13 protein-coding genes are annotated in these 15,252 nt (G+C 70.0%); 11 read left to right on the forward strand and 2 right to left on the reverse strand.

Going from position 1 to position 15,252, the window contains the following annotated elements:
• Positions 1 to 104: 104 nt before the first annotated feature.
• From FHR84_RS01275 to metK, 11 genes are all read left to right on the forward strand, one after another.
• Positions 105 to 1,037 (forward strand): aspartate carbamoyltransferase catalytic subunit, encoded by a 933-nt coding sequence (locus FHR84_RS01275; RefSeq protein WP_179533568.1) that lies wholly within the window; start codon positions 105 to 107, stop codon positions 1,035 to 1,037.
• The gene (locus FHR84_RS01280) at positions 1,034 to 2,380 is read left to right on the forward strand and encodes a dihydroorotase (RefSeq protein ID WP_179533569.1); all 1,347 of its coding nucleotides are present in this window, start codon (positions 1,034 to 1,036) and stop codon (positions 2,378 to 2,380) included. Before FHR84_RS01275 ends, FHR84_RS01280 begins: the two co-directional genes overlap by 4 nt.
• Positions 2,380 to 2,943, forward strand: a complete 564-nt coding sequence (locus tag FHR84_RS01285) for a PH-like domain-containing protein (RefSeq protein ID WP_179533570.1) — start codon at positions 2,380 to 2,382, stop codon at positions 2,941 to 2,943. The genes FHR84_RS01280 and FHR84_RS01285 overlap by 1 nt, the downstream gene beginning before the upstream one ends.
• Positions 2,940 to 4,061 (forward strand): glutamine-hydrolyzing carbamoyl-phosphate synthase small subunit, encoded by a 1,122-nt coding sequence (gene carA, locus FHR84_RS01290; RefSeq protein WP_179533571.1) that lies wholly within the window; start codon positions 2,940 to 2,942, stop codon positions 4,059 to 4,061. The genes FHR84_RS01285 and carA overlap by 4 nt, the downstream gene beginning before the upstream one ends.
• Entirely contained in the window at positions 4,061 to 7,438 is a 3,378-nt protein-coding gene (gene carB / locus FHR84_RS01295; RefSeq protein ID WP_179533572.1) for a carbamoyl-phosphate synthase large subunit, read from the forward strand. Before carA ends, carB begins: the two co-directional genes overlap by 1 nt.
• On the forward strand, positions 7,435 to 8,280 hold the full coding sequence (gene pyrF, locus FHR84_RS01300) for an orotidine-5'-phosphate decarboxylase (RefSeq protein ID WP_179533573.1): 846 nt from the start codon (positions 7,435 to 7,437) through the stop codon (positions 8,278 to 8,280). Before carB ends, pyrF begins: the two co-directional genes overlap by 4 nt.
• An 853-nt stretch (positions 8,281 to 9,133) precedes the next feature.
• Positions 9,134 to 9,451 carry an integration host factor, actinobacterial type gene (gene mihF / locus FHR84_RS01305; protein ID WP_026152571.1) on the forward strand — a complete coding sequence of 106 codons (318 nt, stop codon included), beginning with the start codon at positions 9,134 to 9,136 and terminating at the stop codon, positions 9,449 to 9,451.
• The gene (gene gmk / locus FHR84_RS01310; RefSeq protein WP_179533574.1) at positions 9,448 to 10,053 is read left to right on the forward strand and encodes a guanylate kinase; all 606 of its coding nucleotides are present in this window, start codon (positions 9,448 to 9,450) and stop codon (positions 10,051 to 10,053) included. Before mihF ends, gmk begins: the two co-directional genes overlap by 4 nt.
• 198 nt (positions 10,054 to 10,251) lie before the next feature.
• Positions 10,252 to 10,566: a DNA-directed RNA polymerase subunit omega gene (gene rpoZ / locus FHR84_RS01315; RefSeq protein WP_017975982.1), complete on the forward strand. Its 315-nt coding sequence runs from the start codon at positions 10,252 to 10,254 to the stop codon at positions 10,564 to 10,566.
• Positions 10,563 to 11,834: a bifunctional phosphopantothenoylcysteine decarboxylase/phosphopantothenate--cysteine ligase CoaBC gene (coaBC, locus tag FHR84_RS01320; RefSeq protein ID WP_179533575.1), complete on the forward strand. Its 1,272-nt coding sequence runs from the start codon at positions 10,563 to 10,565 to the stop codon at positions 11,832 to 11,834. Before rpoZ ends, coaBC begins: the two co-directional genes overlap by 4 nt.
• Before the next feature lie 92 nt (positions 11,835 to 11,926).
• The gene (gene metK, locus FHR84_RS01325; protein ID WP_179533576.1) at positions 11,927 to 13,129 is read left to right on the forward strand and encodes a methionine adenosyltransferase; all 1,203 of its coding nucleotides are present in this window, start codon (positions 11,927 to 11,929) and stop codon (positions 13,127 to 13,129) included.
• Between the two features lie 106 nt (positions 13,130 to 13,235).
• Here metK and FHR84_RS01330 read toward each other — a convergent pair whose 3' ends face one another.
• Positions 13,236 to 14,537 (reverse strand): serine hydrolase domain-containing protein, encoded by a 1,302-nt coding sequence (locus FHR84_RS01330; protein WP_179533577.1) that lies wholly within the window; start codon positions 14,535 to 14,537, stop codon positions 13,236 to 13,238.
• Positions 14,538 to 14,631: 94 nt separating this feature from the next.
• The gene (locus FHR84_RS01335; RefSeq protein WP_179534359.1) at positions 14,632 to 15,093 is read right to left on the reverse strand and encodes a TrmH family RNA methyltransferase; all 462 of its coding nucleotides are present in this window, start codon (positions 15,091 to 15,093) and stop codon (positions 14,632 to 14,634) included.
• Between the last annotated feature and the right edge of the window lie 159 nt (positions 15,094 to 15,252).

The raw sequence follows: 15,252 nt of genomic DNA on the forward strand, positions 1-15,252 counted from the left end.
GCGGCGGACGATTCCCGTCCCACCGGCGAGTCCTCCACCGAAGAGCCCGACCACCCGAACAGCGCGAATTCCGGTGCCACCGGTTCGGCCGGAGAGGAACAGTGATGCGGCACCTGCTCACGGCCGAGCGGCTCGACTCGGAAACCGCGACCGCCGTGCTCGACACCGCCGACGCGCTCAAGCAGACCCTGCTGGGCAGGGAGGTGCGCAAACTACCGACCCTGCGCGGGCGCACCGTGATCACGATGTTCTACGAGAACTCCACGCGCACCAGGGTCTCCTTCGAGGTGGCGGGCAAGTGGATGAGCGCGGACGTGATCAACGTTTCCGCCTCCGGCTCGTCCACGAGCAAGGGGGAATCCCTGCGGGACACCGCGCGCACCCTGTCCTCCGCCGGAGCGGACTGCGTGATCCTGCGGCACCAGGCCTCCGGTGCCCCGCACCGGATCGCCGAGTGGCTGGATCCGACCGGAACCAGGGTCGTCAACGCGGGCGACGGGATGCACGAGCACCCGACCCAGGCGCTGCTGGACGCGGCCACCCTGCGCGAGCGGCTCGGATCGATATCCGGCCGCAGGATCGGCATCGTCGGCGACCTGCTGCACAGCAGGGTGGCCCGTTCCAACGCGCACCTGTTGCGGACCCTCGGCGCGGAGGTGGTGCTGATAGCACCGCCGACGCTGGTTCCGGAGGGGACGGAGGACTGGGGGGCCGCGGTCACGCACGACCTCGACGCCCAGCTGCCGGGATTGGACGCCGTGATGGCGCTGCGCGTGCAGGCGGAACGGATGCACGGCGGGTTCTTCCCCACGGAGCGGGAGTACTCGATCGGCTACGGCCTCAATCCCGCCCGCGCGGCGAAGTTGCCCGAGCACGCGGTCGTGCTGCACCCCGGTCCGATGCTGCGCGGCATGGAGATCGCACCGCAGGTCGCCGACTCGCCACGCGCGGCCGTCGAGCAGCAGGTGCGCAACGGGGTGCACGTGCGGATGGCGGTGCTGTACCACCTGCTGGCCGGAGAGGAGAGCGCGGCGTGAACGGTGTCGAACGACCGACGGAGGACTCCGGTGGGCGGGTGCTGCTGCGCTCGGTGCGCCCGTACGGCACCGGAGAGCCGGTGGACCTGCTCGCGGAGAACGGGAAGATAGCGGCGATCGGCGAGGGTCTCGACGTCGAGGCGGACGAGGTCGTCCACGCCGAGGGGGGCGTGGCCCTTCCCGGTTTCGTGGACCTCCACACCCATCTGCGCGAGCCGGGACGCGAGGACGCCGAAACCGTCGAGAGCGGTTCGGTCGCGGCGGCCCTCGGTGGCTACACCGCGGTGTTCGCGATGGCCAACACCGATCCGGTGGCCGACAACGCGATCGTCGTCGAACACGTCCGACGGCGCGGGACCGAGGTCGGCCTGGTCGACGTGCACCCGGTCGGGGCGGTGACGGCCGGGCTGGGCGGTACGAAGCTGGCCGAGATCGGTGCGATGGCCCGCTCGGACGCCGCGGTGCGCGTGTTCTCCGACGACGGCCACTGCGTGGACGACCCGCTGCTGATGCGGCGGGCCCTGGAGTACACCGGCGCTTTCGGCGGTGTGGTCGCCCAGCACGCCCAGGACCCGCGGCTCACTCCCGATGCCCAGGCCCACGAGGGGGGCAACGCCGCGCGGCTCGGGTTGGCCGGCTGGCCCGCCCCGGCCGAGGAGTCCGTGGTGGCCAGGGACTGCATGCTCGCCGGGCACACCGGCGGCAGGCTGCACGTGTGCCACGTGTCCAGCGCGGGGACGGCGGACTTCCTGCGCTGGTGGCGTTCCCGCCAGGTGCGGGGAGGCGTCTCCGCGGAGGTGACTCCGCACCACCTGCTGCTCACCGACGAGCTGCTGGAGACCTACGATCCGCTGTACAAGGTCAATCCGCCGCTGCGCACCGACGACGACGTGCGGAGCCTGCGCGAGGCCCTGGCTTCCGGCGTGATCGACTGCGTGGCCACCGACCACGCGCCGCACGCCGAGCAGGACAAGGACTGCGAGTGGTCCGCCGCACGCCCCGGGATGCTCGGGCTGCAGACCGCGCTCTCGGTGCTGGTCCGCAGCATGGTCCGTCCCGGGCTGCTGGACTGGCGGGGCGTCGCGCGGGTGCTGAGCGAGGCCCCGGCCCGCATCGCGGGGCTGGCCGACCAGGGGCGCCCCCTCGAGGTCGGGGAACCGGCGAACATCGCGCTGGTGGATCCGGAGAGCGAGTGGACCGTGCACGGGACGGAGCTGGCCGGAACCGCGGTCAACACTCCGTTCGAGGGAATGGTGCTGCCAGCCAGGGTGTTCGCGACGATCTCGCGCGGACGCGTCACCGCGCTGGGCGGCAAGGTGGAAGCGCGTGGAGGTCGATCCTGATGGCACGAGCACTGTGGGTGCTGGGACTGCTCCTCGTCGCGCTGCTGGTCGTGTACGGGATGCGCCGGGGGTGGCTCAACCGCGCGCGCAGGCACGCGGACCTGCCCGGGCTGCTTCCCGAACCCCCGTCCGGAGGGACCCCGGAGGCCGAGCTGGTGCCGGCCTCCGACGGGCTCTACGTGGGAACGACCGTCGCGGGCGACTGGCAGGACAGGGTCAGCGCCGGATCGCTCGGGCACCGCGCGAGCGCGCGGGCCCGGCTGTACCGCACGGGACTGCTCCTCGAGCGGACCGGAACGGAGCCGCTCTGGATACCGGTCTCGGCGGTGCGCGACGCACGGGTGGATCACAAACTGGCGAACAAGGTTGTTCCCGGTGTGGGAATGCTGGTGGTGACCTGGAAGTTGGGGGACCACCTGCTGGACAGCGGATTTCGCCCCGAGGGTGAGACCGACCCGGGGGAATGGGTGCGCGCCCTTCACGCGTTGCCGCCCGCCGACCCCGACGGTTCCGAATCCGAGCACGACTACGAGACCGCGACTCCGCGGCAGGAGGAGACATGACCGCGCAGACGCCAGCCGCCCTGGTGCTTGAGGACGGCCGGATCTTTCGCGGCGAGGCTTTCGGCAGCGAGGGCTCTTGCCTCGGTGAGGTCGTATTCAGCACCGGAATGACGGGTTACCAGGAAACTCTGACCGACCCCTCGTACCACCGCCAGATCGTGGTGTCCACGGCACCGCAGATCGGCAACACGGGGTGGAACGACGAGGACGACGAGTCGCAACGCATCTGGGTCGCGGGCTACGCGGTGCGCGATCCGGCGCGCGCGCCCTCCTCGTGGCGCTCCACGCGTTCGCTGCCCGCGGAGATGAGCAGGCAGGGGGTGGTCGGTATCTCCGGTATCGACACCCGGGCCGTCACCCGGCACATCCGGGAACGCGGCGCGATGCGGGCCGGTGTCTTCTCCGGCGCGGAGCTGGCCACGGACCGGGAGATGATCGACCGGGTGACCGCGGGCGGCGGGATGGTCGGTGCCGACCTGGCCGGTGACGTGACGACCGGCGAGCCCTACGTGGTGCGGGCGCGGGGCGAACGCCGTTTCACGGTGGCGGCGCTGGACCTGGGCATCAAGTCCAACACCCCCCGGATGATGGCCGAGCGGGGGATCGAGACCCACGTGCTGCCGCTGACGGCTTCGCTGTCCGAGGTGCGCTCCCTCGCTCCGGACGGGGTGTTCCTGTCCAACGGGCCGGGGGACCCGGCCACCGCGGACCACGCCACGGAACTGACCAAGGAGATCCTGGGGGCGGGGATCCCGCTGTTCGGGATCTGCTTCGGCAACCAGATCCTCGGCCGGGCCCTGGGGCGGGACACCTACAAGCTGCCCTACGGCCACCGCGGCGTGAACATCCCCGTCATCGACGACGAGACCGGCCGCGTGGCCATCACGGCGCAGAACCACGGTTTCGCCGTGCGCGGGGAACCGGGTGAGCGCTTCGACACCGAGTTCGGCCGTGCGATGGTCAGCCACCACTGCGCGAACGACGGAGCCGTCGAGGGGCTGCGGTTGCTGGACACTCCCGCGTTCAGCGTGCAGTACCACCCGGAGGCCGCCGCGGGTCCCCACGACGCGGCACCCCTGTTCGATTCCTTCGTACGACTGATGAGCGAGGCACGCTGATGCCCAAGAGGACCGACATCAACCACGTTCTGGTCATCGGATCCGGCCCGATCGTGATCGGCCAGGCGTGTGAGTTCGACTATTCCGGCACCCAGGCCTGCCGGGTGCTGCGCTCCGAGGGCATCCGGGTGAGCCTGGTCAACTCGAACCCGGCGACGATCATGACCGATCCCGAGTTCGCCGATTCCACCTACATCGAGCCGATCACCCCCGAGTTCGTGGAGAAGGTCATCGACGCGGAGCGTCCGGACGCGTTGCTGGCCACGCTGGGCGGTCAGACGGCGTTGAACACCGCCGTGGCGCTCTACGAGCAGGGCGTGCTCGAGAAGTACGGGGTCGAGCTGATCGGCGCGGACATCGAGGCCATCCAGCGCGGTGAGGACCGCCAGCGCTTCAAGGACATCGTGCGCTCGGTGGGCGGCGGCGTCCCCGGCAGCCGGGTGTGCAACACGATGGACGAGGTGCGCGACTTCGTCGCGGAGTGCGGCCTTCCCGTGGTGATCCGCCCGAGCTTCACCATGGGCGGTCTCGGCTCCGGCATGGCGCACACCCACGAGGAGCTGGAGCGGATGGCCTCGCTGGGGCTGACGGAGTCCCCGGTGCACGAGGTGCTCATCGAGGAGAGCGTGCTCGGCTGGAAGGAGTACGAGCTGGAGCTGATGCGCGACCACGCGGACAACGTGGTCGTGGTCTGCTCGATCGAGAACGTCGACCCGATGGGCGTGCACACCGGCGACTCGGTCACCGTGGCCCCGTCCATGACGCTGACCGACCGCGAGTACCAGCACATGCGCGACGTGGGCATCGACGTGCTGCGCGAGGTCGGGGTGGACACCGGGGGGTGCAACATCCAGTTCGCCATCCACCCGCGCACCGGGCGGATGGTGGTCATCGAGATGAACCCGCGCGTGTCGCGTTCCTCGGCCCTGGCCTCCAAGGCCACGGGCTTCCCGATCGCCAAGATCGCGGCGAAGCTGGCCGTCGGCTACAGCCTCGACGAGATCCCCAACGACATCACCAGGAAGACCCCGGCCAGCTTCGAGCCCGCGCTGGACTACGTGGTGGTCAAGGCCCCGCGCTTCGCCTTCGAGAAGTTCCCCGGCGCCGACACCGGGCTGACCACCACGATGAAGAGCGTCGGCGAGGCCATGGCGCTGGGCAGGAACTTCACCGAGGCGCTGGGCAAGGCCATGCGCTCGCTGGAGTCCGCGCGCTCCGGTTTCTGGACCGTGCCGGACCCCGAGGGGGCGACGCTGGACTCCACCCTGGACGAGCTGACCAACGGGCACGACGGCAGGCTCTACACGGTGGAGCGGGCCCTGCGCATGGGGGCCACCGTCGCCCAGGTGCACGAGGCCTCGGGGATCGATCCCTGGTTCGTGGACCAGATCGCCGGGGTGGTCGAGCTGCGCGAGGAGATCCTGGCCGCTCCCGTGCTGGACGCAGAGCTGCTGCGCCGCACCAAACGAGCGGGCCTGTCGGACCGCCAGATCGCCGCGCTGCGCCCCGAACTGGCCGGGGAGTACGGGGTGCGCTCCCTGCGGCACCGGCTCGGTGTGCGCCCGGTCTACAAGACCGTCGACACCTGCGCGGCCGAGTTCGCCGCCTCCACGCCGTACCACTACTCTGCGTACGAGTCGGATCCCGGCGCCGAGTCCGAGGTCGCGCGGCAGCGCGAACGCCCGAAGGTGATCATCCTCGGATCCGGCCCCAACCGGATCGGGCAGGGGATCGAGTTCGACTACTCCTGCGTGCACGCGGCGATGGGGCTGGGAGCGGCCCCCGACAACGGCGGCCTGGGCTACGAGACCGTGATGGTCAACTGCAACCCGGAGACCGTCTCGACCGACTACGACACCTCCGACCGGCTGTACTTCGAGCCGCTCACCTTCGAGGACGTGCTCGAGGTCGTGCACTCCGAGCAGGCCTCGGGAACCGTCGCCGGAGTGGTGGTGCAGCTGGGCGGGCAGACGCCGCTCGGTCTGGCGCGGAAGCTCACCGAGGCGGGGATTCCCGTCGTCGGGACCCCGCCGGAGGCCATCCACCTGGCCGAGGACCGCGGCTCCTTCGGCGAAGTCCTGGGCAAGGCGGGTCTGCCCGCGCCGAGCTACGGGACGGCCACCTCCTTCGAGGGGGCCAAGCGGATCGCCGACGACATCGGCTACCCGGTGCTGGTCCGCCCGTCCTACGTGCTCGGCGGCAGGGGCATGGAGATCGTCTACGACGAGGCCTCGCTGGAGAACTACATCGCGCGTGCCACCGAGGTCACTCCGGAGCACCCCGTGCTGGTGGACAACTTCCTCGACGACGCGATCGAGATCGACGTGGACGCGCTGGCCGACGGGAACGAGGTCTACATCGGCGGTGTGATGGAGCACATCGAGGAGGCCGGGATCCACTCCGGTGACTCCGCCTGCGCGCTGCCGCCGATCACGCTCGGGCGTCAGGACGTCGAGAAGGTCCGGCGCTGCACCGAGGCCCTGGCCAACGGGATCGGAGTGCGCGGGCTGCTCAACGTGCAGTACGCGCTCAAGGACGACGTGCTCTACGTGCTCGAGGCCAACCCCCGCGCCTCCCGCACGGTGCCGTTCGTCTCCAAGGCGGCCGGGGCCCCGCTGGCCAAGGCCGCCGCGCGGGTCATGCTCGGGTCCACGATCACCGATCTGCGCGCGGAGGGGATCCTGCCCGCGCACGGTGACGGTGCCGACCTCCCGATGGACGCGCCCGTCGCGGTCAAGGAGGCCGTGCTGCCGTTCCACCGGTTCCGCACCCCCGAGGGGCACGGCATCGACTCGCTGCTCGGGCCCGAGATGAAGTCCACCGGCGAGGTCATGGGAATCGACACCGCCTTCGGGCAGGCGTTCGCCAAGTCGCAGAGCGGGGCCTACGGTTCGCTGCCCACTTCGGGCAGGGTCTTCGTCTCGGTGGCCAACAAGGACAAGCGGTCCATGGTGTTCCCGGTCAAGCGGCTCGCCGACCTCGGGTTCGACATCTGCGCCACGGCGGGGACCGCCGAGGTGCTGCAACGCAACGACATCGCCTGCTCGGTGGTCCGCAAGCACAACGAGTCCCCCGAGGGGGCCGGTGCCGCCGGAAGCGGCGGGCCCGGCGACGAGCGCGACGTCATCGGACTCATCAAGGCCGGTGAGATCGACATGGTGTTCAACACGCCCTACGGGAACCCGGGGCCGCGCGTGGACGGCTACGAGATTCGCACTGCCGCCGTGTCGCGGGACATCCCGTGCATCACCACGGTGCAGGGCGCCGCCGCGGCCGTACAGGGCGTGGAGGCGGCCATCCTGGGCAACATCGGCGTTCGGCCGTTGCAACGGCTGCAGGCGGCGCTGCGAAGTGATCGGACGGGTGAAGCAGGATGACGGCGGTGCAGGCGACCTTCGGGCAACGACTCGGGGAGGCGATCGACGCGCGGGGACCGCTCTGCGTCGGCATCGATCCGCACCCGGCTCTGCTGCACGCGTGGGGTCTGGAGGAGACCCCCGCAGCCCTGGAGCGCTTCGCCATGACGGTGCTGGAGGCCGTCGCCGGGGAAGTGGCGGTGCTCAAGCCCCAGTCGGCGTTTTTCGAGGCGTACGGCTCGCGGGGCATCGCCGTCCTGGAACGCGTGGTCGCCGAGGCCCGCCAGGCCGGGGCCTTGGTGATCCACGACGTCAAGCGGGGTGACATCGGTTCGACCATGACCGCCTACGCCAACGCCTACCTGGACGAGAACTCGCCGTTGTCCGCCGACGCGATAACGGTCTCGCCCTACCTGGGCTACGGTTCGCTCGCCCCGGCCCTGGGCATCGCCGCCCAGTCCGGACGAGGGGTTTTCGTGCTCGCCCGGACCTCCAACCCGGAGGCGGTCGGGTTGCAGCGCTCGAGCACCTCGGAGGGCACGACGATCGCTCAGTCCATCGTGGACGCCGCGGCGGAGAGCAACGCGGGTGCCAGCCCGATGGGGCACGTGGGCGTGGTGGCAGGCGCCACGATCCGTTCCGGTGAACTCGATCTGTCCGAATTGAACGGTCCGGTGCTCGTTCCCGGGCTGGGTGCTCAGGGCGGAACTGTGCGCGGTCTGCGTTCCGTGTTCGGTTCAGCCCTGCCGCACGTGGTCCCCGCCGTGGCGCGGGAGCTGTTGCGGCACGGACCGAGCGCGGAGGAGTTGCGCTCCGCGACCCGGAGGATGCGTGATGACCTGTCCGGAATGACCGGGAGGTGACCTCGCCCGGTACCGCGCGAAGCGGCTGCGCCCCGTGAACAAGCTCGCCGGGGCCCGTGACCGCGGCCCCCGGACGTGCCGCGTGGACGCGCCGGCCCGGCGCGTCCACGCGACGAACCGCGACGGCGTGGGATTCGATCAGCAATCGTTACTTTCGTCACGGCCGCCTTCTGCGGAACTCCGCCGGGGTCGGCGGTCCGGTGTGCGAGCGGTCGCTCCGGCTTCCGTCGGCGCGTCGCGGTTTCCCGCGGTGAGCGGCGCCCGTGCCTCGCCGGGGCCGTCCTCGTGGGAGTCGGGTCGGGAGCCGTCGTTTCCGGGGCGGAAAGCGGATTTCTCGGCGTGTTCCGGCGTGTTCCGGCGCGACGGGAGGCGTGCTTCCCACGTGAAATCGAACACTTCGCCGTGCGGTGCCTGTCGTCGCGTCCCCCACGTGGAGTCGGTTTTCCGGTGTGTTTCAGCTCTCCCGAACCGGTTCGCGGGGCGGGAGGGCGAGACACCGGGATCCTCGGGCGGTGGGGGAACTCGCTCCGGTTCGTGCAGTTTTGCTCACACGCCCGACATTCCCGCCGTGTGCCCGAAATGACCTGCTATGACTCGCTGAGCGTCGCTCAACTGCCCGGAAATCGGACAGTTCGGAACAGTTTTGCCCCGGGTTAGTGCACTTCAGCGTGGTTGTTGGTAGTACTTGCAGCGGCCGGTGCTCGTCAGTGTCGTGGGCGAGTCACCTGACAGGCCGGGCGGCGGAAGAGCCGATGAAACCGACTCGAAAAAGGAGGACCCGCCTCGTAGCGACCTGACCTGGGTCGGTACCGTCGCCGCACCGATCAAGAAAACCCACATCACGGAGGACATGGTGGCCCTTCCCCAGCTGACCGAGGAGCAGCGGGCTGCGGCACTCGAAAAGGCGGCTGCCGCCCGTCGCGCCCGCGCTGAGCTCAAAGAGCGCCTCAAGCGCGGTGGGACCAGCCTGGCCGAGGTCTTGGACAGTGCCGACAACGACGAGACCCTCGGAAAGATGAAGGTCTCCGCGCTGTTGGAGGCCCTTCCCGGCGTGGGCAAGGTCCGCGCGCAACAGATCATGGAGCGGCTGGAGATCGCGAACAGCCGCAGGCTGCGTGGTCTCGGCGAGCGTCAGCGCAAGGCGCTGCTCGCCGAGTTCAACGCGGCGTGATCGACGCGGACGACGGCGTGCGGCCGGGGAGTGTTCACACGGACGCTCCCCGGCTCACCGTCGTCTCCGGCCCTTCCGGTGTCGGCAAGTCGAGCGTGCTCGACGGGCTGCGCGAACAGGCACCGGAGATCTACTTCAGCGTGTCCGTGACCACCCGCCCCCCTCGCGCGGGCGAAGTCGACGGGGTGCACTACCACTTCGTCGACCGGGCCGAGTTCGAGCGGATGGTGGACGCGGGCGAGATGCTGGAGTACGCCCACTACGCGGGCAACTACTACGGCACACCGCGTGAACCCGTGGAGCGAGCGCTGGCCTCGGGACGACCCGCGGTGTTGGAGATCGAACTGCAGGGTGCCCGGCAGGTGCGGCGCAGCATGCCCGAAGCGCGGCTCGTCATGCTCCTGCCTCCCTCGTGGGAGGATCTCGTCCGGCGGCTGACCGGTCGTCGTACGGAGGACTCCGAGGTTCTCCGGCAACGACTGGACACGGCACGTGCCGAGCTCGCGGCGCGTTCCGAGTTCGACGCCACCGTCGTGAACGCCGATGTGCGGGCAGCGGCGGATGAATTGGTACGATTGATAACCGGCCCAACCCCCGGTTAGCTGCGGACTTCCGGTCGGCCGCCCGGTGCGGCCGGCCGCGTAGTGGTTCGTCGCGGTTCCGCGTCGGAAGCGCGGCACACCGCGGAGCGGCCGGTAGGTGGGTCGGACGCCGACCCGGTGCGCGTGTCACGTGCGCCGAGTCGAGTCACCCGGATCGACCGAACCCGATCGCCGTCGGAGAGCACAGGAGCCACGCACGTGAGCATCCCCAACTCGCTGACCGCCTTTCCCGGCGGCCAGTCCTCGAACACCCAGTCCCAGTCGAGCCTAGTGGCCGAGGGCATCACCGATCCGCCGATCGACGATCTGCTGGACAACGTGAGCTCCAAGTACGCGCTGGCCATCTACGCCGCCAAGCGCGCCAGGCAGATCCAGGACTACTACGCCCAGTTGGGCGAGGGACTGCTGGAGTACGTCGGCCCGCTGGTCGAACCGGGACCGCGGGAGAAGCCGCTGTCCATCGCCCTGCGCGAGATCCACGCGGGCGTCCTGCAACACTCCGAGGGCGCGTGAGCGAAGACGGGAGCGGGTCGGGCGGTTCCCGGGTCGTTCTCGGGGTCTCCGGTGGCATCGCCGCCTACAAGGCCTGTGAGGTGCTGCGCGGGCTGACCGAGAGTGGCCACGACGTCCGGGTCGCTCCGACCGAGGCGGCGTTGAGGTTCGTCGGTGCGGCAACTTTCGAGGGGCTGTCCGGGCATCCGGTGCGGACCGGCGTGTTCGAGGACGTGCCGAGCGTGGCGCACGTGCGACTGGGGCAGGAGGCCGACCTGGTCGTGGTCGCCCCGGCCACGGCCGATCTGATCGCCCGCGCGGCGAACGGCATCGCCGACGATCTGCTCACCTCGACGCTGCTGACCGCGAGCTGCCCGGTCCTGCTCGTTCCCGCGATGCACACCGAGATGTGGGAGAACGCCGCCACCCGGCACAACGTCGAGACCCTGCGGAGCAGGGGGGTCGTGGTCGCCGAACCGGACAGGGGCAGGCTGACCGGGACCGACTCCGGGAAGGGGCGGTTGCCCGACCCCGCCGAGATAGTGGACCTGGCCAGGTTGCTGCTCACCGACCCCGCGGCCGTGCCGCGCGATCTCGCCGGGCGGAAAGTGGTGATCTCCGCGGGGGGAACGCGCGAGCCGCTGGATCCCGTCCGCTACCTCGGGAACCGTTCCTCGGGCAGGCAGGGTTTCGCCCTGGCGCGGGTCGCCGCCCACCGGGGGGCGGAGGTGACGCTCGTGGCCGCGAACACCGCGGACCTGCCCGTTCCCGCGGGAGTGCGGCTGCGCCGGGTGGAGACGGCCGAGCAGCTCCGCGCCGAGATGTTCGACGTCTCCGCGGACGCGGACGCCGTGGTCATGTCGGCGGCCGTGGCCGATTTCCGGCCCGGCGAACGGGTCGAGCACAAGATCAAGAAGTCCGATCGGGAGCCGGAACCAGTCGGACTCGTCCGCAATCCCGATGTGCTCGGTGAGCTCGGCTCGGCACGTTCCGAGGGACGGATCCGCATCGGGGTTCTCGCCGGGTTCGCCGCCGAGACCGGGGACCCCGACACCACCGTTCTGCAGTACGGCAGGAACAAGCTCGCGAGCAAGGCGTGCGATCTGCTGGTCGTCAACGCGGTCGGTGACGGGCAGGCCTTCGAGGTGGAGGACAACGCGGGCTGGGTGCTGGCGGCATCGGGGACGCAGCGTCCCGTCCCGTACGGCGCGAAGTCCCTGCTGGCTTCCAGAGTGTGGGACGCGGTGGTGGAGCAGTTCGCCGACCAGCGAGCTCCCACCGTAGGCTGAGTGCAGAAATCACGCATCGTGCTCGTGGCACGGCGGCATCCCGGCCGAGACGCGGGCACACCCGACCTTTTTACCTTGTGACGAGGTGTTCCATGGAGCCTGACCAGCGCAGGTTGTTCACCAGTGAGTCCGTGACCGAGGGCCACCCGGACAAGATGGCCGACTCGATCAGCGACGCGGTCCTGGACGCGATGCTGGCTCAGGACCCCCGCTCCCGCGTGGCCATGGAGACCATGATCACCACCGGGCAGGTGCACCTGGCCGGTGAGGTGACCACCGAGGCCTACGCCGACATTCCGGGCATCGTGCGGGAGAAGGTCCTCGAGATCGGTTACGACGACTCGGCCAAGGGCTTCGACGGGAACTCCTGCGGCGTCAACGTCTCCATCGACGCGCAGTCGCCGGACATCGGGCAGGGCGTGGACTCCGCGCACGAGTCCCGCGTCGAGGGCGCTATCGACGAGATCGCTCAGCAGGGTGCAGGCGACCAGGGGCTGATGTTCGGTTACGCGTGCGACGACACGCCGGAGCTGATGCCGCTGCCGATCGCGCTGGCGCACCGGCTCTCCCGCGGGTTGACCCGAACCCGGAACGAGGGCGTGCTGCCCTACCTGCGTCCGGACGGCAAGACCCAGGTGACGGTCGAGTACGCGGGCGACCAGCCGGTCCGGTTGGACACCGTGGTGGTGTCCACTCAGCACTCCGAGGAGGTCGATCCGGACGAGGGCGTGGCGAGCGGTGTGCGCCGTCAGGTGGTCGACCCCGAACTCTCCGACCTCTCCCTGGACGCTTCCGACACCCGGCTGCTGGTGAACCCGACGGGTCGGTTCGTCACGGGTGGCCCGATGGGTGACTGCGGCCTGACCGGCCGCAAGATCATCGTCGACACCTACGGCGGGATGGCCCGCCACGGTGGTGGCGCGTTCTCGGGCAAGGACCCGTCGAAGGTGGACCGCTCGGCGGCCTACGCCACGCGCTGGGTGGCCAAGAACGTCGTGGCCGCGGGCCTGGCGAGCCGGATCGAGGTGCAGACGGCGTACGCGATCGGCAAGGCCGCGCCGGTGGGCCTGTTCGTGGAGACCTTCGGCACCGAGAACGTGGCTCCGATCAAGATCCAGGCCGCGATCAACGAGGTGTTCGACCTGCGTCCGGCGGCGATCATCCGGGACCTGGACCTGCTGCACCCGATCTACGCGCCGACGGCGGCCTACGGCCACTTCGGTCGTACGGATGTGGACCTGCCCTGGGAACGCACCAACCGCGTCGAGGCGCTCCGCTCCGCGGCCGACCGCTGATCCGGCCCGGATCCTCTCCGCCCCCGGACCGCTTCCAGCGGGAACGTTTCGCGCGAAACCGCCGTTCCGGAACGTTTCCCGAACGGCTCGCTGACGCGTGGACGGGTCAGGACGCTCCCGCGAGCGTGAGCCCGTGGACCGTGCGCCGCTCCGGTGCTCGCTGCCGCGGGGTGCTCGTGGACCCCGCCGCATCACACAGCACGTTGTTCTGCAGTGATTCGACCTGCCGGTCGATCGGGTGCGGGATCGGCAGGCCGTTGTCGTCGAGCCGCCGGTAGTCGGTCAGGTTCATCCCGTAGCTGAGCTGCCTGCTCCCGTCGGCGCTGTGCAGCGAGAGCGTCGACATTCCCCAGACCTTTCCGTCGTGCCCCCACAGGGTGCCGCACGGTCCCGCGTCGAGGCGCATCAACCCGAGGCCGTAGCGCATCGCCGGGCTGCCGGGGACCGGAACCGTGCGCCGCATCTCGGCGAGGCTTTCCTCCGCCAGCAGCTTTCCGCGGAAAAGGGCCCGGTAAAAGCGGTTCAGATCGGAGGGGGTGGAGATCAGCGCCCCGGCGCTGCGGGCCCAGGTCATGTTGTACACGCTGTACTCGCCGCGCCGTTTCGGCAGCTGGTAAAGAGCTTCGTAGGCCTTGCTGTGCGGACCGGGGACGAACGGGTTCGCGCCGGGGAAGTACGTGTCCCGCAGCCCCAGCGGGTGGATGATCTCCCGGGTGATGTGGCGCCTCGGGGACTGCCCGGTGACTTCCCTGAGCAGTTCCCCGGCGATGACGTAGTTCGTGTTGGAGTAGGACCAGCTTTCACCGGGCGCGTTGGTCGGTGGTTGGTTCAATCCGGTGGCCACCAGTTCGGCGGGGGAGTGGTAGCGGAACCTGTTCTTGTCCAGATCGGCCAGTGAACCCCGTGCGATCGAGCCGAACAACACGTCGGCGTAGTCGGCGATGCCGCTGGTGTGGTTCAGCAGCATGCGCACGGTGATCCGTTCTCCGCGTTCGCCGGGAACCAGTTCGGGCAGGTAACGCCCGACGGGGGCGTCCAGTTCCACACGTCCGGTCTCGACCTGCCGGAGGACGGCGGTGGCGACGAACGTCTTGGTGACGCTGCCGATCCGGTGGTGGAACCCCGCCCGCAGCGGTCGTTCGGTGCGGGTGTCCGCGACTCCGGCCGCCCTCGCCCGGCTCCGGTCGCCGCGGCGAAACGCGGCCTGAATGCCGGGCATCCCCGCGTCGTGCACCGCGTCGAGTCGTCGTTGCAGTTCGCGCTCGGTGCTGCGGGACGTCGCCGCCTGGCGTTGCTCCGGGGGAGTGGTTCGGGCGGGCTGCACCGCCCCTGCTGTGCCGGGAAGACCGACCAGGGTCACCGCGACCAGTGCGATCAGCCCGCGTCGTAGTGCTGGGAATCCGTTCAAGACGCTCTCCTCGAATGCCGTGTTCGGTTCCCAGGTAATCGTGATCGCGGCTGCGTCGTGCGGTGTTCTCGCCGAACTCACCCGAACGGAGGGTTCATCGTGCGGCGAAGCCCTGCTGGCGCCAGGCTTCGTAGACCGCGACGGCCGCCGAGTTGGCCAGGTTCATCGAGCGGATGCCGGGAACCATCGGGATACGCGTCCGGATCGTCTCCGGCCCCACCTCCAGGGCCTCCTGCGGCAGGCCGACCGACTCCGGTCCGAACAGCAGCACGTCGCCGGAGCGGTACTCCACGGTTTCGTAGGAGCGTTCCGCCTGGGTGGTGAAGGCCACGACCCGTTCCGGTTCCAGTTCGCGCCAGGCGACCTCCAGGCTGTCGTGCACCCGCAGCACCGCTCTGTCGTGGTAGTCCAGCCCGGCACGTTTGAGGTCCGCGTCGTCCACGCGGAACCCGAGCGGGGCGATCAGGTGCAGCGCGCTGCCCGCCCCGGCGACCATCCGGATGGCGTTGCCGGTGTTCCCGGGGATCTCGGGGTGATAGAAGACGACGTGGAACACGCGGCACCCTTTCCACAGCACGGACCGGTCATCATCCGCGTGCCGATCCTACTGGAGCTTTCCTCCCCGGTTTCCGGGGTGCTCGTGTGGTGCGTTTCGGCGCCGGGAGGGCCGGAAGGAAGCCCCGACCCGACCACCGACCAGAGCGGGCGATCTCCG

Source organism: Actinopolyspora biskrensis, assembly GCF_013408175.1.
GTDB lineage: Bacteria > Actinomycetota > Actinomycetes > Mycobacteriales > Pseudonocardiaceae > Actinopolyspora > Actinopolyspora biskrensis.